The following is a 22,590-nucleotide window of genomic DNA, read 5'->3' as shown; positions in this document are numbered from 1 at the left end:
GTTTTCGCAGATTATTCTAGCTCAGCCAATACTTTCAAATGAGCAACAACACTACGCCCTAACGCCGACAAATGATAGCCCCCCTCAAGGCAGCTGACTATTCGCCCTTGCGCGTACTGTTTTGCCACTTGCGTCATTTGCTGAGTGATCCACGCATAATCCGCCTCCACTAGCGACATTTGCCCCATATCGTCTTCGCGATGGGCGTCAAATCCTGCCGAAATAAACAGCATTTGTGGCTGGTGCGCGTGCAGCGCCGGTAACCATTGCTCGGTCACCAACTTTCGCACGACGTCGCCGCCGGAATATGCAGGAACGGGCACGTTGATGATATGCGCAGGTGCCGCTTCGATGCCACTGAACGGATAAAACGGATGTTGGAAGAAGCTGACCATCAGCGCCCGTGGGTCGTCCAGGAAAGCCTGTTCAGTGCCGTTGCCGTGATGCACGTCGAAATCAATAATCGCTACACGCTCTAAACCATGCACTTCGAGCGCATGGCGGGCGGCAATCGCGACGTTATTGAACATGCAAAACCCCATCGGAGCCGCGCTGGTGGCGTGGTGACCCGGTGGTCGGACGGAACAAAAAGCGTTATCGAGTTCGCCAGCGATGACGGCATCAGTCGCTGTCAGCGCTGCGCTCACAGCGCGCAAGGCCGCTTGCCAGCTATATTTATTAAGAAAAGTATCTGCATCAAGCGGATAGTGGGCCACGCCGCTTTTAGCCAAAGCCAATGCATTGGCCCGCACCAGTTCGATTGCTTCAGGACTATGCACGCGTTCGATAGCCGCTACCAGACTGGCCTCGGCGACATTTGGGACGTCTCGATAATCCAGTAACTGTGAAATACGACTGGATATCAACTGATCTTCAATGGCTTGCAACCGCTGCGGAGACTCCGGATGCCATTCCCCCATTTCATGCAATTTACAATCGGGATGCGTATAAAAGGCTGTTGTCATTTTATTTTTCTAGTTATCGAATTGCTAGCTTAAAATCTATTTTCTAAATCTATAATCTCTTACGTACAGTGTACCCAAGAAAATGCAGAATTGAAGAACAAGATACTTGCTTTATTTGCAATCAGACTATTCTCGATTTGTGGCGCTCAACCCATTTAATTCCGAATCAATATACGAACCGCGCTAATCTGAGTAACAGATTAATTAAATTACAGGTCACCTCGCTTTTTCACCCCCTTTGCACCACATCGAAGGTCTCATGCTCGTAAAACTCCATGCAGTCGCTAAACAAGTTAATCAAATTGTCGTCGGTAAGGAGATGCAGATTCGGCAGGCGTTAGTCTGTCTATTGGCTGGTGGACACCTTTTAATTGAGGATGTTCCGGGGGTTGGCAAAACGACGCTAGCGCACGCGTTGGCGATCTCGCTGGGATTGCGCTTTAACCGACTTCAGTTTACCAGCGACCTGCTGCCTGCCGATATTGTGGGTATTTCGGTGTTTGATCGGGAAAAGAATAATTTTCTGTTCCACCCTGGTCCAGTCTTTACGCAAGTTTTGCTCGCTGATGAAATCAATCGCGCAACGCCAAAAACCCAATCAGCATTGTTAGAGGCGATGGAGGAGCGGCAAGTGACTGCGGAAGGTCGGACGCGCGACTTACCTGAACCGTTTTTTGTCATTGCGACACAAAATCCCTCTCATCAGGTCGGTACATTTGCGCTGCCGGAGTCTCAGCTTGATCGTTTTTTAATGTGTCTTTCATTAGGCTATCCGGATGCAGTGGCAGAGCGCGCGCTGTTGATGGGAGAAGATCGTCGCACATTACTCAAGTCGCTACAAAAGGTGATGGAACCTGAAGAATTGATTACGGCCCGACAAAGTTTGCGAGAAATCCATACTTCTCCAGCATTGATCGACTATATTCAGGCATTGGCCCAAGCATCGCGCCAGGAAGCTTTTTTTGTAGAAGGGATGAGCCCTCGCGCCGCAATTGCGTTAGTGCAGGCCGCCAAGGCATGGGCCGCCATGGAAGGGCGCAACCACGTGATTCCCGAGGATGTGCAGGCGGTATTGGTGCCGGTAACCGCGCATCGATTACGCCCGCTGAAATCACGCAATGGTGGTGGAACGGCTATCGGAAGTCGCGATTTGGTCTTGCAATTATTAAAATCCGTCCCCGTTTAAGCGCCACCGGCTCATGACTATGCCGACGACTCAATCCACCAGGGCGCCCCGAAAATCAGAGCGCAGGGCGAAACCCCGGATGCCGTTTCATCTTACGCTTCCGTTACGGTTTCCGTTCAAGCCGCGTGAAGGGCAAGCGGAGGATGGCGAAGTTTTTCTCGACCAGCGACGCGTCTATATATTGCCGACCCGCGCCGGTTGTGCCTTTTTTGGCATTCTCGTTCTGCTGTTCATTGGATCGATTAATTACAACCTCAGTCTGGGCTTTGCACTGACGTTTGTACTTGCTGCTTGCGCGACGATCGACATGCATCTAACTTTTCGTAATCTGGCTTTTTTATATCTGACGTCAGATCATAACGCGCCTGTATTTTCCGGCCAAGAGGCGCTGTTCGCATTACGCCTGATCAATCGCCGCAAACACGCTCGTTATGCCATCTGGCTGGGTTTTATCGGTAAAGACTTGCCGGAGTTGGAGCAGCCCGTTGATGTCGCCGCATCGACCGCTTATGGCGTGATACTGACGACAGCTACGCCAAGGCGGGGCCTCTTGGCAGCGCCGCGGGTGCGCCTGCAAACACGCTTTCCTCTAGGATTTTTGCGAGCCTGGTGTTATTGGCAGCCAGATGGAACCGTTTTGGTCTATCCGCAACCGGAGGACGCAGCATCGGCACCGCCGCTACCAGTAACCGCACGCGAAAGTAGCACCGGCAACGCACACGCTGGTCACGAGGACTTTGCTGGCGTGCGCGCCTATCAACCGGGCGACTCACTCAAGCATCTGGCATGGCGACAAATTGCTAAGCTCAGCTCTGGTGACGACGCACATTTAATTACCAAATACTTCGACGATGGCGCTGCCAGCGATTTGACCATCGATTATGCAGCACTGCCCTATACGATGGATGTGGAGGCAAAATTATCTCGGATGACGCGCTGGATATTAGAGGCCGAGATGCTAGGTTTGCCGTACGCGTTTCGCATTGGCGATATCACCTATTCTGCGGCTATCGGTGCGAGCCATCAGCAAGCATGTTTGCAAGCGCTTGCGCTGTTCAAGGGCCACGCATGAGTGACGTCATTGAGCAAAACAATTCAGAATCTGGCTCAACATCTTTGCCAACGTCAACAAATACTAAAGCTGGCGCTTTTTGGCTCAGCAATCATTTCAACGCTTTAGCCCGCGACAAAAGCGACACATTACTATTGCTGCTTGCCTGCGCAATGGTGTTGTTACCGCATATTGCCCATCTACCTGTTTGGACGTCACTAACATGCACGCTAGTGTTGATGTGGCGTGGCACGATAACCTGGAGAGGCAATCGCCTGCCGCCGCTAGGTCTGTTATTGCCATTGGCATCGTTGACGATGCTGGGCGTATATCTGAACGAGCACACGATGTTTGGGCGCGATGCCGGGGTCAGCATGTTGGTGCTATTACTGACGTTCAAATTATTAGAAATGCGCGCTCGCCGTGACGTTTTTGTAGTGCTTTTTCTGAGCTTCTTTCTCGTCCTCACGACCTTTTTCTATTCTCAATCCATATTTACCGCGTTCTTGGTGATTGCCACGCTGGTCGTGCTATTAACGGCACAATTATCTTTTCAATTTACAGGTGCAATACCGCATCTGAGACAGCGCCTGCGTATGGGCGGGTTTATTCTGATGCTTGCAGTGCCGCTCACGCTGGTGCTGTTCTTGTTATTTCCGCGCATTCAAGGGCCACTATGGAGTATGCCCGGAGATGCATCTGGCGGGCACACCGGGATGTCTGACAGCATGGCACCGGGCACGATTTCACAACTGGCGATGTCCGATGATATTGCGTTTCGTATCAAATTTATTGATCCCGCACCCGCACCTGCTCAACGCTATTGGCGTGGCGCAGTGTTGAGCAAATTCGATGGACGCACCTGGACGCGGAGGTCGGCATCAACGCTCCCATTGCCACAACCGAATGCCCTCACAGCGAATAAGACAAGTACCGAGATCGTGCGTCAGCAGGTCACTATGGAAGCGAGTAATCAACGCTGGCTATTCGCCTTGGAAACCCCGGAAATACCGCCTACATTAGAAGCTAATCCCGCCGCTCACATCTTCATCAACGCTGACCGTGAAATCCTATCGGATCGGCCGATTACCGAACGGACACGTTACGACGTGATATCTGTTATTCATAACCAAGGTGCTCTGCCAGCAGCTGACACCGATGTAGCAGCGGTTCTGCGTGAAGCCCGTAGTTTGCCAGAAGGTTTCAATCCACGTACCCTCGCTTTTGCCGAGACCCTGCGATCCAAAGCGGCTAATGATGCCGAGGTGGTCCATGCGGCGCTTGATTTTTTTCACAATGAAAATTTTAACTACACGCTGGAACCACCCCTTCTCGGTCAAGATAGCGTAGATGAATTTCTATTTTCCACCCGCGCTGGTTTTTGCGAACACTACTCAAGCGCCTTCGTGGTCTTGATGCGTGCTGCAAACATCCCTGCACGCGTGGTTACTGGTTATCAAGGTGGTGAATTTAACCCCGTAGATGATTTTATGACAGTGCGACAATCGGACGCACACGCATGGGCCGAAGTGTGGTTGAAGGAGAGCGGCTGGACACGGGTTGACCCCACCGCCGCGGTTGCACCCGAACGCATTCAAAAACCTCTGAACCAAGTCATGTCACGGAGTTTTTTAGGCGGCTTGATTAATATCGGGACTTCGCCCAACAGTTGGTGGAATAAGCTGCATATTGTCCGGGAAAATTGGGAGGCACTCAGCAATAACTGGAATCAATGGGTGCTGAATTACACACCGGACAGGCAAAAAAATCTGCTGCAATATTTTGGTATTCAACAACTTGACTGGCGTATGTTGGTTGGATTAATGATCGGCCTTGGTTCACTCGCCATGGCAGTTGTTGCATTGCCCTTACTGTGGGTCCGAAACAAGATTGATCCAATTGATAAGGTATACTCAGGCTTCTGCAGTCGAATGGCGCGATATGGCATAGACATGACCAGACAAGTTTACGAAGGTCCAGGCGCGTATCGTGATCGCCTGTGTAAGGATGCATCACCACTGACGCCACAGGCAAAAAAGGCGGTGGCACTCTTTCTTACTGCTTATGAAACATTGCGCTATAGCACCAACAGTGGTGTTGACCAGGTCTCGCTGGCATCATTAAAAATACAATTTAAAAAACTTAAACCTTTTCTTTCAAAATCTTGATGAAACCTCTCATTCGCGCCACGTTACCCGCTCTTTTACTGCCATGTTCCTTGCCAAAATTACTGCAACGGTCTCGACTTTACGCAGCGTTGGCGATCGCAATGTTAACTGCTGCCTGCGCCGTAAATCCGCCAATAACCAAGCCATCAAGTCCCCTCAATGCGGGCGCTCCTGCAACTCCAACCGCTACGTCGGGCAATCTCCCGAATAGTGTCGCCGCTACGATGCCGCCGCCAAGATTAGTGGACTCAGGCATTGCGCCGGCTACTGGTGACGATAATGAGTTCACCAATTTCGGACAATGGAAAACTGTCTCTGCTTTCATTGATCAAATGGTCGCCAGGAACGGTTTTACCCGCGCAGAATTAGAAGCCGTGTTTAACAAAACACGTTTAGTCGATAGCGCAATCCAGTTAATGAAACCAGGTCCTCCGGGCAAGCCTAAAAACTGGGTCGCGTATCGCGCACGTTTCGTTGAGCCAATCCGTATTAAAGCTGGCGTCAAATTCTGGGATACCTACAGTGATGCGCTTGCTCGCGCGGAAGCTCAGTACGGTGTTCCAGCTGAAATCATTGTCGGTATCATTGGCGTTGAAACCGTCTATGGCCGAAATACTGGCAATTTTCGCGTAATGGATGCGATTACCACATTGGCATTCGACTATCCAAACACACCAACCCGCGACGCGCGTATGGCATTTTTCCGTAAAGAATTAGAAAACACGTTGCTGTTTGCCCGTGAGTCGAATATCGATCCCTTTTCGCTGTTAGGTTCGTACGCTGGTGCCATCGGCTGGCCACAATTTATGCCTAGTAGCATTCGTCAATACGGAGTCGATTTTGATGGAAACGGAAAAATTGACCTGCGCAACTCGCCGATTGACGCCATTGGAAGTGTCGCCCATTACTTGCAGGTGCACGGCTGGAAAACGGGCGAGCCGATCGTTTTTCCGGCAACCGTGGCGACCGATACCAGTAGCGAAAACCGCTGGCAAGCGTTTATCGGACAAGGTCTGGAAGCAAAATTTTCTCTGGATGAATTGACGGCCGCGGGCGTGATGTCAAAAGCAGCGCTGGCTGGCGGCAGCAATATGCGCTTTGGTCTGGTCGACCTGCAAAATGGCAACGCACCGACCGAACATTGGCTTGGCACGGATAATTTCTTCGCCATTACCAAATATAACCGCAGTTTCTTTTACGCTATGTCGGTGATTGATTTGGGGCGCTCAGTTAGTGCGGCACGTGCAGGCCGTTAGTTCCCTGCTTTGGCTGCCACGGTGGTCCATCGTGGCAAAACAATGCTCTATGATTGCTGATATCTACTGCGCGATCAGAGAGAAAAAATCGCCATCAGGATAATCGATTTCTTTGCTACGCCCAATACACGCTAGTCAGATACCAGACAGCAGAAGCCCAGCGACTGAAAGTTAACCCTGAAGGGTCGTTAAATCTACCTGAACCGTTTCGTCGTTGGCGTTCATCCAGATTTGACCGTCTTGAATAGTGCATTGCAATTGCATATTGCGCTGAGCCTGTTTGCTCAACGCGATACTCGTACCAGCAGGCAGATTGATGACAGTCAGGTTACGGGCACGCGCCACTTTATTACTTATTTGCGCCCACCAGATATGACTGGTGCTGCTGTAACAGTAAACCACCACCTGCCCTGCACGCCCACAAGCTTTCAAAATACGCTTTTCGTCCGGCTGCCCAACCTCAACCCACAAATTGATGGCACCGGTCAGGTCTTTCTCCCAGATATCCGGCTCATCAACATCCCATAATCCTTTACTAAAAACCAGAGCTTCAGAAGCGTGACGCGCAAAAGCTAACACACGCACCATCATCCGTTCGTCGGTTTCCGATGGATGTCGGGCGATAGTAAGCGCATGCTCTTGATAATAGTGACGGTCCATATCCGCAATTTGCAGATCGACTTTAAAAATAGTTGCTTTAAGGGCCATGATACGGAGCTTTATTGGTGGTGGTTGCGTGGATCAACATGACAACACAAACCCCAACATACGCGCCTTGCGTGCGCAGTGGTCGGTTCGCGACCGGAAGAATAACCCGTTTTGTTTTTTTGTGGACGATATATAGTGTGCTTTTTTAGGCAAATGGCTTTTGTGCGCCGCCCATTGCTCTTTAATCACTTCTACGCTTTGCACTTCAGATGGGCAAATTTGCGCCCAAAGTGCTGATTTTTTATTCATTTTATTATTAATCACCATGCCCCAATTCACTGAGCAAGTCATTTCCGATACTAAACACTGGGTTGAGCGCGCCGTAATTGGCCTGAATTTGTGCCCTTTCGCCAAGGCGGTATATGTCAAAAATCAAATTCGCTTCGTCGTCAGCGGTGCGCAAAATGTTGCAGACCTGCACACTGACCTACAAACTGAACTGGATTTTCTATTTCAGGCAGATCCGGCTTTAATTGATACAACGCTATTAATTCACCCTCACGTATTACAAGATTTTTTGGACTACAACGATTTTCTGGACGACGCTGATGCCCTGCTTCAAACCCTCGATCTCGAAGGTGAAATTCAAATAGCCAGTTTTCATCCTGATTATCAGTTCGCCGGCACAGAACCGGAAGACATCGCCAACTACACCAATCGCTCGCCTTATCCGACGCTGCATTTATTGCGCGAAGCAAGTCTAGATAATGCGATAGAAGCGTTCCCTGAAGCTGCTGAGATTTTTGAAAAAAATCTGCAAACCATGGAGGACTTGGGTATTTTAGGCTGGGGGAAACTAGACGTCGCAGCTACCTTGGAAGAAAAGAAATCCTGAAATAATATCTGGAAGAATATCTATCACAGCAACATTTTTCGCTTTGAAAATTGCACATCACCAATCAAAGGACCACAGGATTTTCCTTTTTTCAGTCGACATAAACGCAAAATCAATCGGTATGTCGCGTTCATCGTATTTGCCATGGATAAGCGTTAAAGCAAGCATGTAATATTTCCAGTTGGGATCCATGTGCTCATGTCGCCCAACAGAGTTTTTTAAAATGCGGTGAAAGCAAGCCATCCCCTGAAACACAAACACACGCAAGAATTCACAATCGATAAAGATCGGGCATTGAAGCCTGAGCCGTCAACACAAAGCGAGGTAAAAGGTGTCAAATTTGGAAGGAAACTGCAGAATTTAAAGATGTTGTCAAAATACTTTAAGAAGAATAAAGTGACGGAAAAGCACTATAAATCATTGAGCAAAAAATAAAATTAAGTTTTTGCAACTTTTTACTAGAAATCATCATCCAACCTGCTAGAAGTTGTTAGAGTTCAAAGTAAGTTATTAAAATCCAATTTTGTTGTTTTTTTACTACCGCTATTTTGAATTGTTTTAAAGTGTTTCTTTTTGACAAAAAATACATAGAATCGGTATAAAATAAAGCTACTTGCAACTTCGCCAATAAGCTGAAGGTTACAGCCGCGCAATATTTCGACATACTTAGCGCAAACCTTCCCTATTCAACATCAGAATAAATGGAATCTATCGAACTATGAATACCTCATTAGAAGCGCCAAAAAGCAACAAATTGGATGAGCAAGTGTCTTACGACCCAAACCATTTGCTTGACTCTCTCATAGATAAGTTACATCTGAAAAATGATGCCGCCTTGTCACGTGCGTTAGAAGTTGCTCCACCCGTAATTAGCAAGATTCGCCACCACCGCCTGCCGGTCGGCGCTTCATTGTTGATTCGTATGCATGAAGTTAGCAGCCTCACTATTAGTGAACTACGCGCCTTGATGGGTGATCGTCGTGAAAAATTCCGTATCAGCGACAAACAATTTAAGCCAAAAGATAAAATCGAGGCAGAACAACAAAAGTAATGTGGTCGTCGCTACGCCCTGCGTTTGTTATCTGGTTTGGTTTAGTGCGCTTGCAACATTACAAGATTGCAAGCGCACTAATGTAATATGCACTCATAACAGCTACGCAGGGAAAACACCCGTTGATAAGTATCGATCCCCGCGATCGCAGACGATGAACACGATTGTTGCATTTTCTACTTGTTGAGAAATACGCAACGCTACTTCGCAGGCGCCTGCCGCGGATATCCCGCAAAAGATACCCTCTTCACTTGCTAGTCTACGTGCCATGTGCTCGGCTGCAGATTGACTAACCGACTCAATTTGATCTACGCGTGCATGATCGTAAATTTTCGGCATATATGCTTCCGGCCATTTTCTGATGCCTGGAATCTGTGACCCCTCTTCCGGCTGTGCACCGATAATCTGTATGGCGTGATTTTGCTCCTTCAGGTATCGAGATACACCCATGATTGTGCCGGTGGTCCCCATCGCGCTGACGAAATGGGTAATTTTTCCGCCGGTATCACGCCATATTTCAGGGCCTGTGGTTTCGTAATGCGCCAACGCGTTATCCGGGTTAGCAAACTGGTCCAAAATCAAGCCCTCACCATCTTTTTCCATTTTTTGCGCCAGATCGCGCGCGTACTCCATACCGCCTGTCTTAGGCGTTAATATGATTTTGGCACCGTACGCAGCCATACTTTGGCGACGTTCTTCGCTCAAATTTTCTGGCATTAACAACACCATTTTGTAACCGCGCATTGTCGCTACCATTGCTAAGGCAATGCCAGTATTGCCACTAGTCGCTTCAATCAGAGTATCGCCTGGCTTTATGTCACCGCGTGCTTCGGCGCGTTTAATCATCGACAGCGCAGCTCTATCCTTGACTGAGCCGGCTGGATTATTTCCCTCTAACTTGCCGAGGATAATATTGTTACGCTGGGCGGTAATGTCGGCTGAAATGCGCTTTAGCTGAACCAGCGGCGTGTTTCCGATTGTGTCTTCGATAGTGAGATAGGGCATAGTTTACGCTTAGCAGAAGAGGCAAAAGACCTATTCTAATATGAGACTTTATTGTGCGTATGCAGTACGACCAAATCAAATACGAATACGATTCAGAAGCCGTTACTATTCGCGTGAAATGGGCCCCTAGTTGCATTGTTCAATGCACCACTAAGTGACTCGCTAATTACGCTAATGGGTCAGCTAAGTTCAAGCCATCACCAAGTCACGTTTATGATGTCAGAAGCGATTAATTAAAAGCTATTCATCACGGTCAATTTGATCGCAAAAAAATAAAAAAGCTCCTTATTTCCAAGGAGCTTTCAAAAGATGAGCAATACAATTAATTAATACGACACCATGTCGCCAAATTCTTTTCTACTATTTGACAGGTACTTTAACCGCTTCTTTTTTGGGCTCGGCTTTCACTCCAGGTTTTGCTGGGACATTCGATTTCGATTGACCATTGACTTGTAATCCAGCCGTCGACAATTTAACAGCACTTTTGCCGCCAATCCCTTTAACCCGCTTTTCAAAATCAGGCCAATCTTTAAAGTTGCCACCTTTGGTACGTTCGTCAAGAATGCGTTTAGACGTCGATGATCCTACGCCCTTCACACTATCAAGCGCAGCCTTATCGGCCTTATTCACGTCAACTTGCGCGAATGCCATACTCATGGTGACAATTGACATTGCCGTGATCTGGAATAATTTTTTTAGCATGCAGTCCTCTTTCTTTTAGTGTGATGAGTTCATTTAATGAACCTGACGTAAATACGCCGTGCTCATTATAGGAAGCCGTTGTTGTTAAAAACGGCCATTCTCATCACACTCTAGGACTTGGCTTATGGGAACAGTTCTTTATGCGTGACCGTTGCAGTCCCGAGCTTACCAACCACAATACCGCCAGCACGATTTGCCAGAGCCACCGCCTCAGCAATCGGAAAACCCGCACCCATCATGACCGCCATCGTCGCAATCACCGTATCACCTGCACCGGAGACATCGAACACTTCACGCGCCATGGTCGGAAAATGAACCACTTGGTGATCCGTATACAAGGTCATTCCCTCTTCTGACCGCGTCACCAAAAGTGCTTCCAGTGCTAGCGATTGACGTAGGTTTTGTGCCTTCGTGGTGAGTTCTTCTTCGCTTTTCCAGGTACCGACAATCCGCATCAATTCAGATTTATTCGGGGTCAATATCGTAGCGCCCGCATACCGTGAAAAATCGTCTCCTTTGGGATCAACGAGAATACATTTCCCCGCATCCTTGGCGGCTGCGATCATATCAGCGACATTGACCAAGCTCCCTTTAGCGTAATCCGATAAAACGATCACACCATATTGCGGCAATAATGTGTTGAAACGAGTCAATTTATCGCGCAAAACAGTGTCGGTTGGCGGTTCTTCAAAATCGATCCGCAGCAACTGCTGCTGACGCCCAATCACACGCAACTTGATGATGGTCGAAATGGCCGGGTCGCGCGTCAGGAAGCTATTGATCCCTAACTCAGTCAACAGGCTATCCACAACGTCGCCCGCCTCGTCTTGGCCAACCACACCAAGCAAACCGGCACCACCGCCAAGCGTAGAGATATTACGGGCAACGTTAGCCGCGCCACCTAAGCGCTCTTCACGCTTTTCAACGCGTACTATCGGTACCGGCGCTTCTGGTGAAATCCGGCTTACTTCGCCAAACCAATAGCGATCTAGCATGACATCGCCGACCACCAATATTTGAACGCTTTCAAACGAAGCAGGAACCACTTGTGAAACTTGTGAGACTTCCACTTTCTGATTGGCTTTCATACTGGTTGCCCTCACTTACGCGCCAGTACCGAGCGACCAATGCCGTAATACTCGAAACCGATCTCGCTCATCACTGTTGGCTCGTATAAATTACGTCCATCAAAAATCACCGGTGCCTTCAAATACGTGCGAACCTGATGAAAATCAGGGCTACGATATGTTTTCCACTCAGTAACGATGACCAGTGCATCCGCGTCCTGTAAGGCTGCCATTTGGTTTTCGCAGAAATGTAGTCGCTCCAATAACTCCGGTGTGGCAGCAAAGTCCAACTCAAGGACACGTTTGGCTTCCACCATGGCAACCGGATCATGCACTGCTACCGACGCGCCGCGGCCCAGTAACTCACTCAACAAAACACGCGATGATGCTTCGCGCATGTCGTCTGTATTAGGTTTGAATGCCAAACCCCATAATGCAAAGTGTTTACCAGTCAAATCGCTGCCAAAACGGTCAACGATTTTATTTCCCAGCACGTGTTTTTGATTATTATTAACTTGTTCTACTGCCCGCAGAATCAACAACTCTTGATCGTAACCGCGTGCAGTACGTTCCAACGCTTGTACATCCTTAGGAAAGCACGATCCTCCGTAACCGCAACCGGCATACAAAAAGCTATGTCCGATACGCGGGTCTGACCCGATACCATGACGCACAGCTTCAATATCAGCACCGACTTTATCTGCAAGATTGGCCAATTCATTCATGAATGAAATGCGAGTTGCCAGCATTGCGTTCGCAGCATATTTAGTGAACTCGGCAGAACGCACATCCATCCAGTACGTGCGCTCGTGATTCCGATTAAACGGTGCGTAAAGCTGCGTCATTAATGCATGAGCAGTCTTGCCGTCGGCACCATCATCACAGCCAATCACGATACGGTCCGGACGCATAAAATCGTCCACCGCAGCGCCTTCTTTCAAAAACTCCGGATTGGATACTACGGAGAATTTCATACCTGCATCGCCTGGTGCCCGGTTCGCCAGCTCAGCCCGAATCGCGGCAGTAACTCTGTCTGCGGTACCGACCGGCACCGTCGACTTATCAACAATCACCTTGAAATCAATCATGTATTTACCGATATTACGCGCAGCTGCCAGCACATATTGTAAGTCGGCCGAACCATCTTCATCAGGCGGCGTACCAACTGCAATAAATTGAATCTGACCATGGGCAACGCTGGCGGCAATATCAGTCGAAAACCGTAAGCGACCGTTCGCCCGATTGCGACCAACGATTTCGGCTAAACCTGGTTCGTGTATTGGGATGCCACCGCTATTTAAGATAGCGATTTTCTTTTCGTCCAAATCAAGACAAAAAACGTCATTGCCAAGTTCAGCTAGGCAAGCGCCCGTGACCAAACCAACATAACCGGTTCCGATAATTGTTATTTTCATATTTTTCCGTATTGCGCTTTACTGTATTTCAACCGTAAAAATACGATTGAAGGTTAACTACCCGTGACCTATCGACCGTCACTTCGAACGCCGCTAAATATACCCCGATACTTGGTTGCTGCGTTGCAGCGTCATAACCTATCTTCCGCATTCTTTAGCGTCGTCGTTAGATAGTGAAAATATGAAACCCAATCTTAATATATTGCATTTAATTCATCACATTCAATTCTTCAGTACGACGCGGCGGATAGGTTTCCCAGCGACTGCAACCTGGGCATTGCCAATAAAATTGACGCGCCTTAAAACCGCAATGACTGCACTGATAACGCGCCAGTTTCTGGGTATAACCGTGCACCAGATTTTTAACTACAGAGAGCTCTGAATGCATTTCTGGTGCAGCGATCATGAGCCGTGCCTCTAGCAGCTTATCGAGGCCTAGCAGTGTCGGAGTACGGCGCAGTTCATCACTCACCAGACTATTTGTCGCTTCAACGCCATCCAATTCAAGCACGGCCTTAAACACCACTTCCAACAGATCGATCGAGGATGCTTCTGCCAAATAAGAGCGTAACAAATTGACACCTTCGTGAGGACGACCAACGGTACGATAACCATCCATTAGTCGCTGAGCAACCAGCGCGACGTGCGGCACACTCTGCTGCTCAACCCGACGCCAGGCCACTAACGCGGCCTCAGCATCGTCTTTTGCCAGATAAACATCACCCAACAACATTGTCGCTCGGACGCTATTACGATCGTTAGCTAACGCTTTGTCCAACAATACCTTGGCATCGTCAGGATGGCCATCAACCAACGCGTCCTGAGCCAACTCACAGTAAAACTGGGCGATCTCTTTTTGACGTCCGCCAGCACCGGCTTCTTGCAATGCTTGTGCAGCTTCAATCGCTCGCTGCCATTCTTTTTCACGTTGATAAATTTCGAGTAATGCGCGTCCAGCTTGAGCACCGTACGTGGACCCGATCAATAAATTGAAGCTTTCTTCGGCACGATCCAACAAGCCGGCCTTCAGGTAATCCTGACCCAATTCATATTGTGCATGGAACCGATGTTCCTGCTCCAAATCGGGGCGAGCAAGTAAATTCTGATGCACGCGAATAGCGCGTTCGGTTTCACCTCGACGACGAAATAAATTGCCAAGTGCAAAATGTAATTCTGCAGTCTCAGGATCAAGTTTTACAATTTCAATAAAAGCATCAATCGCTTTATCGGGCTGCTCATTCAATAAAAAATTCAACCCTTTAAAATAGCCGCGCGGCAGGCTGCGCGACTCGGATATCAATTGGTTGATATCCACGCGTGCGGCGATCCAACCCAAACCAAAAAAGATTGGGATACCCAACAACCACCAGGTTTCAAATTCCATACGGACGTATTATCTGCATATAGTGTGACGATTAATAGATCGCTAAAAGATCGGTAATAGTTCGGGGGAGAACTATGGCGCCAGTTCGTTCAATAGAAAGTTTGTTAACTATTTACACTCTCGACTTTTGCGCTCCGTTTTGCTGACACATTAATGCACTCGCACATCGCACATGATACGCACTAGCCTTTTATAGAAGCTGACGATTCCACATGCGATGTTGCACGGCATTAACTATTCCGGATACTGTCCGGTGGCGGTGCTTCTGCGCTCGCGAGCCGCTGGGCTTCACGCTCCCGCTGCATCGATGCAAGTGCTTTTTGGGATTTGGAGGCGCTGCGACGGTGGCGGAACACAGCTGGCGCCATTGCCAATACACCTAGAATTGCACCAGAACCGAAGAAGCCTAAGAGGATTAAAACTAGTGGACCACGGATTTGGTAATTTAGGAGGAATTCGAGTGTCACTTCCTGTGTATTCTTCAATGCGAAACCAAAGAAAACCAAGAATAATAAAATTGCAATAACTCGGGAAATAATTTTCATAATGCGGTTCCTGATTGGTGATGTAAAGACAGCATTGCCTCTGCGTCAGACAAACTGGCGTGCTGCCCGTTCATCGCTTTTATACCTGCTCCGATAAACCCAATGCACAACTTTACAACGATCAGAGCACCTCCGGCGTGTTCTGATGTTCCCAACATACGTAACTCAACTGTATATACCAATCAATTTATATCAATCAATTAATATAGATTAATTTATATAGATCAGTTATGACGCCAAATACCCGATCACATACACAATTACGTAAATAACTGAAATTGTACGTGAAAAAAAACGGCATCCGAAGATGCCGTTTTTATTTCGTACGCACAACTTAGTCTTCTTTGATTGGTTGCCCGACCATAGCATCGACTCGTTCACGCAACTCTTTACCAGGCTTGAAGTGTGGCACCCGCTTTTCCGGCACCATTACCTTGTCCCCTGATTTCGGGTTGCGACCAATCCGCGGCGGTCTGCGGTTTAGCGCAAAACTGCCAAAACCACGAATCTCAATGCGCTGACCTGTCGATAAAGCATCGCCCATTGCATCAAGTATCGTTTTGACCGCGTAATCCGCATCCTTAGCAACCAGCTGCGGATAACGCTCGGCCAAGCGGGCAATCAGCTCCGACTTTGTCATTAGCGTGCTCGCTTAACTATTTCTTAGTTCTTGTTGTCGAATTTAGCTTTCAACAACGCACCCAGACTTGTTGTACCGGAAGCAGCGTTAGAGTCTGTAGTAGACATCTTCTGCATTGCTTCTTGTGTTTCAACATTGTCTTTTGCTTTGATCGAAAGCTGAATACCACGTGCTTTACGATCAACGTTGATGACCATTGTCTCCAACACATCGCCAACTTTCAGGTGAGTACCGGCATCTTCCACGCGATCGCGGGAGATTTCGGAAGCGCGCAAGTAGCCTTCAACTTCTTCAGACAATTGAATCACAGCACCTTTAGGCTCAACCGACTTAACCGTACCAGTTACCAGTGAACCCTTGTCGTTCATTGCTGCGAAGTTGTTGAATGGATCGCCTTCCAATTGCTTGACGCCCAGAGAAACACGCTCGCGCTCAACGTCAATAGCCAATACGATGGCTTCCAGCTCGTCACCCTTTTTAAAGCGACGGACTGCTTCTTCGCCAGTTTCTGTCCATGACAGATCCGACAGGTGAACCAAGCCATCGATGTTACCGGCCAGGCCGATGAACACGCCGAAGTCAGTGATCGATTTGATCGCGCCACGGACTTTATCGCCCTTCTTGTGGGTGATCGCAAAATCGTCCCAAGGGTTAGCTTTACATTGCTTCATACCCAGGCTGATACGACGACGGTCTTCGTCGATTTCCAGAACCATGACTTCAACTTCATCGCCCAATTGAACGACTTTGTTCGGTGCCACGTTCTTGTTAGTCCAGTCCATTTCTGAAACGTGAACCAGACCTTCGATACCTTGCTCGACTTCAACGAATGCGCCATAGTCAGTCAGGTTAGTGACTTTACCGAACAGACGTGTGTGTTGTGGATAACGACGTGACAAACCGGTCCAAGGATCGTCGCCCAATTGCTTGACACCCAACGAGACACGGTTTTTCTCTTGATCGTATTTCAGAACCTTAGCAGTGATCTCTTGACCGACTGTCAACACTTCTGATGGGTGACGCACACGACGCCATGCCAAATCAGTGATATGCAACAGACCATCGATACCGCCCAGATCCACGAATGCGCCATAGTCAGTGATATTTTTGACTACGCCATTAACGATGGTGCCTTCTTTCAGCGTTTCCATCAGTTTTTGACGCTCTTCGCCCATCGATGCTTCGATTACAGCGCGACGTGACAACACAACGTTATTACGCTTACGATCTAGCTTGATGACCTTGAATTCCATGGTCTTGCCTTCGAAAGGCGTCGTGTCTTTAACAGGACGCGTATCGACCAGCGAACCCGGCAAGAAAGCACGAATGCCGTTTGTCAGAACAGTCAGACCGCCCTTAACTTTGCCATTGACAGTACCAGTGACGATCTCGCCAGACTCCATCGCTTTTTCAAGCGAGAGCCAAGATGCCAGACGTTTAGCTTTGTCACGCGACAGGATTGTGTCGCCGAAACCGTTTTCCAGCGATTCAATAGCAACGGAGATGAAATCACCAACGTTTACTTCGAGTTCGCCGAGGTCATTTTTAAATTCTTCAATTGGAATGAACGCTTCTGACTTCAGGCCGGCGTTGACAATAACGAAGTTATGATCAAGACGAACGACTTCAGCAGAAATCACTTCACCAGAACGCATGTCTTGACGTGACAGCGATTCTTCAAATAGTGCGGCGAAAGCACTCGCTTCGCCAGAGGTAGAGGACAGAACAGTGATTGACATAGGATTTGACTAGTTTTGCCAGTATTGCGACGCATTCAAACAACCTAAATAATAAACTCTTAGATAAGCACAACAACCAGAATACGATCAATAAAGGGTTAGGTTTTTAAATGTCCGATCCAACTTTGCGACGGATCGAACAGCTAGGTACAACGAATTAAACAACATCTACTGAACAAATATTGTGATGCCACCGGTTTAAATAGCGTTCGACATGTGTCGAATGTTTATTTAACAGGCGCTACTTTTAATGTTTTTTGACGCTTTACTCATCAGATATTGCAATATTGCCAAGGCATCGCGATAAAAATCAAAAGCGATTGAGGTTGATGCTGACGTCATTCTTAAATAATCCTTAAGTAATGCGTGCAAGGCAACCAACATATTGCCGCACCATCCGCTCAGCCACACAACCAGCAACACATTACAGCTTGATGACTGGCTTCACTGACGCATACCAACCAAGTACTTGCTCAACCGCTTGTTCCGCGGTGAGTTCCGAAGTATCCAGAAGAAATGCCCCTTCAGCAGCTTTAAGTGGCGCAGAACTGCGATGGGTATCACGGTCATCACGCTCACTCAAATCATTTGTGAGGTCTTGCATATTAGCAGAAATTCCCTTGTCAATCAATTGCTTGTAACGTCTTTGCGCTCTGGCTGCAACACTCGCTGTCAGAAATACCTTCAGCACAGCATGCGGAAAAATCACCGATCCCATGTCCCGACCGTCCGCGACCAGGCCTGGTGCCTTGTGGAAGCCCAGTTGTAATCCGTAAAGGGCTTGCCTGACTGGCATCAACGCAGCGATTTTTGATGCAGTGTTACCAACTTTTTCTACTCGAATGGCCTCAGTAACATCTTCTTTAGATAAAAATATGTGCGCGCCATCGAATTGGCAGTTCAAATGCTCAGCTACCTTTGCAAGCGCATGCTCGTCATTAAGGGCCGTATTTCGGCGTATCGCTGACAGCGCGGTGAGGCGATACAACGCACCTGAGTCAAGGTAATGAAAGCCCAGGCGCTGTGCTACTTTTTGTGCCACCGTCCCTTTTCCTGAAGCGGTTGGTCCGTCAATAGTAATGACGGGTGTCTGAGAATTAGGCATGAAGAGTCAAATTGTTAACAAATAGGAAAATGGGGGTTGTCGCAGCTCTTAATATAAAAAACGACGTACAACATCAGATTGTCGCGCATGCAACGTTATTAGGGAATCCTATCGAAAAATATCGCGTAAACAAAAACCAGCGCAATCGCCACTGTCGCAACCGTAGTTCAAACCAACGGCTCAAAGATGGCTTGCAAATCTTCCGCTGTCAGTTTCACATTTAGCGCTTCACCGGTGGTACCAAGGATGGCTTCAGCCAACGCTGCTTTCTTGCCTTGTAAGGCCTGAATTTTTTCTTCTACCGTGCCTTTAGCAATGAGCTTGTATACAAATACCGGTTTATCCTGGCCAATTCGCCAGGCGCGGTCGGTTGCTTGCAGTTCAGCCGCCGGATTCCACCATGGATCGTAATGGATAACTGTATCGGCTGCGGTTAAATTCAAACCCACGCCACCGGCCTTCAGACTAATCAGAAAAACCGGCACGTCACCGTCTTGGAAGGACCGCACTATAGCGCCACGATCTTTTGTCTCGCCTGTAAGTAATGCGTAGCTAACGTTTGCGGCGGTCAGCGCTTCAGCGATCAGTGCCAGCATGCTGGTAAATTGAGAGAAGATCAAAATTCGCCGATCCTCCTGACGCAACTCGTCCACCATCTCCATTAACTCTAGCAACTTAGCGGAAGGAACATGCGTTGATCGGGCACTTTCGTCGGTCGACGTCTTTACCAACCGTGGATCGCAGCATGCCTGCCGCAGTTTAAGCAATGCCTCCAAAATAATGATGTGACTACCGGCCACGCCTTTGCTCTCAATTGCTGCACGGACTTTTTTATCCATCGCCAGCCGCACCGTCTCGTATAGATCACGTTGCGGACCGGAGAGTTCGACATGCCGCACCATTTCCGTTTTGGGCGGCAATTCGCTCGCCACGGCATCCTTGGTTCGGCGCAACAAAAATGGCTTGATTCGTCGTACCAGCAGCGCTCTTCGACTATCGTCAGCGTATTTTTCTATCGGCGTACGGAAATCTCGATTGAAGTCTTTTTCTGATCCCAACAAACCCGGCAACAAGAAATGGAACTGCGACCACAGTTCACCTAAGTGATTTTCAAGTGGCGTTCCAGTCAAGCATAGCCGATGCCGTGCTTTCAACAGACTTAAACTTTGTGCCGCTTTCGAACGCGGATTTTTTATATAATGCGCCTCGTCCAAAATCAACAAATGATACTGATATGCACGTAAACGCTCTTCGTCGCGCGGCAACAGTGCATAAGTAGTCAGCACGATATCGACGTCATTGATTTGATCGAAATAGGCCAGCCGCTGTTTTCCCTGCAATACCAGGACTTTCAATCCTGGCGCAAAGCGTTCTGCCTCTTCCTGCCAATTCGACATCAGACTGGTGGGCGCGACAACTAGCGCAGGCGATGTCAATCGACCCGCATTTTTTTCGATCAAAATATGTGCAAGTGTCTGAATGGTTTTGCCCAAGCCCATATCGTCAGCCAAAATACCCGCAAAATCATATTCGCGCAAAAACTGCATCCAGGACAAACCTTCGCGCTGGTAATCGCGCAAGGTCGCCTGCAAACCATCCGGCACCGCCACTTGCTGAACGCCGCCAAAACTGTTGAGTTTTTTGCCGACCTGACGCAAACGATCTCCACCCATCCAGCGTAACTCGGCATGACCTTCCAACTCCGCCAGACGTGCTGCATCGAGCACTGAAAGACGGACAGAATCGCCTACTCTATCGGTAAAATACAACTCACCTAAAGTACTCAAAATAGGTTTGATGCGACCCCACGGTAACGCTACACGTAGTCCGCTTTCCAGTTGCATCAAAAACTCTTCATCATCAGGGCGTTGCGCCAAAGCGCGCTGATTAAAGTCATCCGGCGCTTGCCGGATCAAATCAATTAACAGTGGCAACAGAGAAACACGCTCTCCCTTGACGACTATGCCCAACGCCAGATCAAACCATGGATTGCCAGCCGGATCGGCATCCACTTCGGGCGTGTGACTGCCTTGCATATCGCCGTCTTGCCCATCATCTTCTCGTGTTTCCCGATGATTCGCATCATTGATATCAGCGTACCAATCCTCAATTTCAGCGACATCAAAACGATAGTCAGGTGATTTATCTATCTTCCAGCCAGCCGCAATTAACGCAGGCAAATCTTGTTTAGCAAAGTGTAGCCATGCTGCTTCGCTTTGCATCACGAAAGGAGGATTACGGCGCATCAGAAAATGATTATCGTCACTGACCTCACGCAGCTTCACATCCAGTAATGTTTGAATAGCTGCATTTTCCAGACTCTGATTACGCAAAATCTTTTCAACGCCCTTTGGACTATTGCGCTGAAATATGGGACTAAATTCCGTCGTGACAATCGCGCCATCGTAGGAAAAAAATAGTTGCGCAAAATCGTGTATCGCCCCGTTATCATCAGACACACTGTCCAATACCAATATCGGCTGCGGCGGTATTGCCTCCAGCACAGAAAAGGGAATATCGACCGGCATCGGGATCACATCACTGATACCCTGGCTGAGTAATAATTGTGCGACTTGCCGCTTGTTGCCGGCGTCAATCAGCGGCGCTTGCGCGACCAAATTAATCAAATCCTCTTCCGCAATATGATGAAAAACTGAAGGCAACCTCAGTTCGCCGCAAGACAGATTATCGATGTACCAAGGCGGTGCGGTCGGTAAAACATAATCAATTGTCTCACCATGTCCAGCGTTAGAATCCGTGCTGTCCGATACATTTGACACAAATTGCCAAACCAGTTTAAACACCTCTCGCGGCGCCTCGATTGCGGCCTTGCTAGATTGACCGAGAGGCCGCGCCCATTTTGTATGAGGCGCTTCACGCGGCTCATCCAGGGACTCTTGCTGGCGCTGCTCACTCCATTCCAGAGTCGCATCGCGTGCCTCTGACAATGATAGAAAATGCGCCTGTCCTTTACTTAAGTCGGTTGAGGAATTGGCCCACATCAAACTCTTCTGTTCTAATAACAACCGCAATAATTGCGCGCCCAGTTTTCCGGTTAGCTCACAATTGTTTTGCTGAACTTGAGATTGATAGTACGGCGTACCTTGATTTTTTCGGCTGACCAGGGCGATAAATAAACTCACCGTATCTTGATCAATCTCGGGCAAAAAATCACGGATTGCATTGTAGAAATTATAGTTGTCGCCAAGCGGTTTGATCGCACTGAAGCGGCCATCTTTTCGCAGCCTTGCTTTGCATAGATAGAGCAGAACCTGCTTACCATTTTGTGTCGGCACGAGCGCAAAAACAATTTGATAATCGGATGATACGGCCGCACGATGCATCGAGATCGCCATCGGCTTGACAACCAACTCTTCCTCTACCCGTTGCAACCAGTTTCCAATCACGCGTGGCAGTTGCGCACCCGATTTTGTTTGGCTGTTGGCGTGATTTGACGCTACGCTAGTCGACGGTTTGACACGTTCCAAATACTCGATCAACGCCGCTGCAACGTGTTTGCAGTTATAGCCTACGGGGCAGGAACAAATGCCCTCGACATTGAGCCTTCCGCCGTTGTCAGCGAGTGTGATTTTTTGATCGTATGTATTGCTCCGACTTCCTCGCACGCGACTCGTCAGGCCATTTCGGCCGTCGTCATCAAGGACCATTACGCGTTGCTGCTGGACGTATTCCTGAGCACGTGCGATGGTCGCGTCCGAGACCGATCTGGCGATATCTTCTATAGCAAAAGGAATAGTCAGCATGTCG

Annotated in this window: 18 protein-coding genes; 6 read left to right on the top strand and 12 right to left on the bottom strand. The window is 48.4% G+C overall.

Annotation, left to right across the window (positions count from 1 at the left end; genetic code table 11):
* Nucleotides 1-11 precede the first annotated feature (11 nt).
* Complete coding sequence (locus ACXX82_RS14350; RefSeq protein WP_322235869.1) at nucleotides 12-965, bottom strand: histone deacetylase family protein; 954 nt, start codon at nucleotides 963-965, stop codon at nucleotides 12-14.
* A 259-nt stretch (nucleotides 966-1,224) separates the two neighbouring features.
* Here ACXX82_RS14350 and ACXX82_RS14345 point away from each other — a divergent pair, with 259 nt between their 5' ends.
* The 4 genes from ACXX82_RS14345 (at nucleotide 1,225) to mltB (ending at nucleotide 6,626) form a co-directional block, all read left to right on the top strand.
* Nucleotides 1,225-2,151, top strand: a complete 927-nt coding sequence (locus ACXX82_RS14345) for an AAA family ATPase (protein WP_322235867.1) — start codon at nucleotides 1,225-1,227, stop codon at nucleotides 2,149-2,151.
* A gap of 79 nt (nucleotides 2,152-2,230) precedes the next feature.
* A complete protein-coding gene (locus ACXX82_RS14340; protein WP_458563136.1) occupies nucleotides 2,231-3,223 on the top strand; it encodes a DUF58 domain-containing protein in 993 nt (330 codons plus the stop codon).
* On the top strand, nucleotides 3,220-5,370 hold the full coding sequence (locus tag ACXX82_RS14335; RefSeq protein ID WP_458563135.1) for a transglutaminase TgpA family protein: 2,151 nt from the start codon (nucleotides 3,220-3,222) through the stop codon (nucleotides 5,368-5,370). The genes ACXX82_RS14340 and ACXX82_RS14335 overlap by 4 nt, the downstream gene beginning before the upstream one ends.
* 101 nt (nucleotides 5,371-5,471) lie before the next feature.
* Nucleotides 5,472-6,626, top strand: coding sequence for a lytic murein transglycosylase B (mltB, locus tag ACXX82_RS14330; RefSeq protein WP_458563134.1), 1,155 nt, complete (start codon nucleotides 5,472-5,474; stop codon nucleotides 6,624-6,626).
* 171 nt (nucleotides 6,627-6,797) lie between these two features.
* Here mltB and ACXX82_RS14325 read toward each other — a convergent pair whose 3' ends face one another.
* Nucleotides 6,798-7,334 carry a YaeQ family protein gene (locus tag ACXX82_RS14325; protein ID WP_322235861.1) on the bottom strand — a complete coding sequence of 179 codons (537 nt, stop codon included), beginning with the start codon at nucleotides 7,332-7,334 and terminating at the stop codon, nucleotides 6,798-6,800.
* Nucleotides 7,335-7,599: 265 nt separating this feature from the next.
* Between ACXX82_RS14325 and ACXX82_RS14320 the strand changes: the two genes are divergently transcribed.
* Both ACXX82_RS14320 and ACXX82_RS14315 read left to right on the top strand, forming a co-directional pair.
* Nucleotides 7,600-8,169, top strand: coding sequence for a DUF1415 domain-containing protein (locus tag ACXX82_RS14320; protein WP_458563133.1), 570 nt, complete (start codon nucleotides 7,600-7,602; stop codon nucleotides 8,167-8,169).
* 718 nt (nucleotides 8,170-8,887) lie between these two features.
* Complete coding sequence (locus tag ACXX82_RS14315; protein WP_322235856.1) at nucleotides 8,888-9,220, top strand: hypothetical protein; 333 nt, start codon at nucleotides 8,888-8,890, stop codon at nucleotides 9,218-9,220.
* Nucleotides 9,221-9,322: 102 nt separating this feature from the next.
* Here ACXX82_RS14315 and cysM read toward each other — a convergent pair whose 3' ends face one another.
* The 10 genes from cysM to ACXX82_RS14265 form a co-directional block, all read right to left on the bottom strand.
* Entirely contained in the window at nucleotides 9,323-10,225 is a 903-nt protein-coding gene (gene cysM, locus ACXX82_RS14310; protein WP_458563132.1) for a cysteine synthase CysM, read from the bottom strand.
* Between the two features lie 360 nt (nucleotides 10,226-10,585).
* The gene (locus ACXX82_RS14305) at nucleotides 10,586-10,927 is read right to left on the bottom strand and encodes a ComEA family DNA-binding protein (RefSeq protein ID WP_323505768.1); all 342 of its coding nucleotides are present in this window, start codon (nucleotides 10,925-10,927) and stop codon (nucleotides 10,586-10,588) included.
* Between the two features lie 122 nt (nucleotides 10,928-11,049).
* Nucleotides 11,050-12,015 (bottom strand): D-glycero-beta-D-manno-heptose-7-phosphate kinase, encoded by a 966-nt coding sequence (rfaE1, locus tag ACXX82_RS14300; protein ID WP_458563131.1) that lies wholly within the window; start codon nucleotides 12,013-12,015, stop codon nucleotides 11,050-11,052.
* Between the two features lie 11 nt (nucleotides 12,016-12,026).
* Nucleotides 12,027-13,409, bottom strand: coding sequence for a UDP-glucose dehydrogenase family protein (locus ACXX82_RS14295; RefSeq protein WP_458563130.1), 1,383 nt, complete (start codon nucleotides 13,407-13,409; stop codon nucleotides 12,027-12,029).
* 208 nt (nucleotides 13,410-13,617) lie between these two features.
* The gene (gene lapB / locus ACXX82_RS14290) at nucleotides 13,618-14,793 is read right to left on the bottom strand and encodes a lipopolysaccharide assembly protein LapB (protein ID WP_322235847.1); all 1,176 of its coding nucleotides are present in this window, start codon (nucleotides 14,791-14,793) and stop codon (nucleotides 13,618-13,620) included.
* Between the two features lie 230 nt (nucleotides 14,794-15,023).
* Nucleotides 15,024-15,338 (bottom strand): LapA family protein, encoded by a 315-nt coding sequence (locus ACXX82_RS14285; protein ID WP_322235845.1) that lies wholly within the window; start codon nucleotides 15,336-15,338, stop codon nucleotides 15,024-15,026.
* Nucleotides 15,339-15,672: 334 nt separating this feature from the next.
* Nucleotides 15,673-15,978, bottom strand: coding sequence for an integration host factor subunit beta (locus tag ACXX82_RS14280; protein WP_168051627.1), 306 nt, complete (start codon nucleotides 15,976-15,978; stop codon nucleotides 15,673-15,675).
* A gap of 23 nt (nucleotides 15,979-16,001) precedes the next feature.
* Nucleotides 16,002-17,717 (bottom strand): 30S ribosomal protein S1, encoded by a 1,716-nt coding sequence (rpsA, locus tag ACXX82_RS14275; RefSeq protein WP_205322108.1) that lies wholly within the window; start codon nucleotides 17,715-17,717, stop codon nucleotides 16,002-16,004.
* Nucleotides 17,718-18,141: 424 nt separating this feature from the next.
* The gene (gene cmk / locus ACXX82_RS14270; protein ID WP_322235841.1) at nucleotides 18,142-18,822 is read right to left on the bottom strand and encodes a (d)CMP kinase; all 681 of its coding nucleotides are present in this window, start codon (nucleotides 18,820-18,822) and stop codon (nucleotides 18,142-18,144) included.
* Nucleotides 18,823-18,989: 167 nt separating this feature from the next.
* Nucleotides 18,990-22,586 carry a DEAD/DEAH box helicase gene (locus ACXX82_RS14265; protein ID WP_458563129.1) on the bottom strand — a complete coding sequence of 1,199 codons (3,597 nt, stop codon included), beginning with the start codon at nucleotides 22,584-22,586 and terminating at the stop codon, nucleotides 18,990-18,992.
* Nucleotides 22,587-22,590 lie beyond the last annotated feature (4 nt).

It is taken from the genome of Glaciimonas sp. GNP009 (genome assembly GCF_054343755.1).
Note: the sequence above shows the minus strand (reverse complement) of the source record. Positions and strands in the feature narration are given on the sequence as shown.